Origin of the sequence: Wolbachia endosymbiont of Drosophila leontia (assembly GCF_028981785.1) — a bacterium.
Classification (GTDB): domain Bacteria; phylum Pseudomonadota; class Alphaproteobacteria; order Rickettsiales; family Anaplasmataceae; genus Wolbachia; species Wolbachia pipientis.
Window position 1 is genome coordinate 1 of sequence record NZ_JAPQLK010000167.1, and the last position, 1,117, is coordinate 1,117.

Here is a 1,117-nt window from a genome sequence, read left to right on the forward strand (position 1 = left end):
AGCAGCCCGGTAGCTCGTCAGGCTCATAACCTGAAGGCCGCAGGTTCAAATCCTGCCCCCGCAACCAATGTAGCCTGCTCATTACTTGAAGAGCGCAGTTTTCTTCGGTTGCAGGTCCCCGCAACCAATGTATCCTGTTCAATGAACGACTGAAGAACGTCGTGGTCCGGATGGACTGCGGCGCTTTTTTTGTTGGACGAGAAGTTCAGAATTGCAGCGAGGTCTCCTTCGAGGAAGATGGCAAGCTCGCCGTCCAGCGGAATCAGCTTGATCCGTGAGACCAGAGCGCGCAGCCTCTCGATGGCCTCAAGGCTCGCATCCTCCTTCTGAAGGTTTTCGTAAAGGGCTTCGATGCGTTCCCTGTAGATCACAGCCATGTTTGGATGCAGCAAAGGAGGTGGCTGGGGTGCATCGGCGAGCAGAGCCGTCAGTTCTTCCTTGCGGGCCTCCAGCCGTCCGATCTTGTCCTTCAGCTTGACGCCGGGTACGCCGTCGAGAATGGCCTGGATCGCCTTGTCCAGTTCGCGATCAACGCGGGGTAGTTCCGTGCGCATCGCAGCGAGATCTGCGCCGCGCTCCATTCTCACGCGGTTAACCTCCCGAGTAAACTCATCACAGAACTCCTTGAACAGCGCGGGGTCCATGAGGCGCGTCCGTAGCCCGTTAAGTACAGACTTCTCGAGCATGTCCCGCCGGATGGTCATGCGATTGTCGCAAGTGCCTTTGTTGCGCGCAGTCGAGCAGCCAAGCAGGTTTTTCGAGATCATTGAAAAACCACCGCCACAGCAGCCGCAGCGTGTCATCGCAGTGAAGAGGTGACGAGGACGCTTGAGACTGTTCAGAGGATGGACGCCGTCACCACGTGTCTTTTGCGACCACGTTGTCGTTGCCTGACGGGCCTTGGTCGCTTCCCATAGGTCAGGCTCGACAATTCGAAGTTCAGGAACCTCCTGCAGAATCCATTCACTTTCTGGATTCAGGCGCGAGACGCGCTTGCCAGTTTCCGGATCCTTCAGATAGCGAAGGCGGTTCCAGATCAGTCGGCCAATATAAAGCTCGTTGTTGAGGATGCCGGTGCCGCGGTCACGGTTGCCGTGGATGGTGGATGGTCCCCAGG

At 57.4% G+C, this 1,117-nt stretch carries 1 protein-coding gene; it reads right to left on the minus strand.

What is annotated here, in order from left to right; translation table 11 throughout:
* Positions 1 to 23: 23 nt before the first annotated feature.
* Positions 24 to 1,117: recombinase family protein (locus OZD63_RS05735; RefSeq protein ID WP_275008349.1), on the minus strand; the 1,094-nt coding region annotated here is incomplete at its 5' end.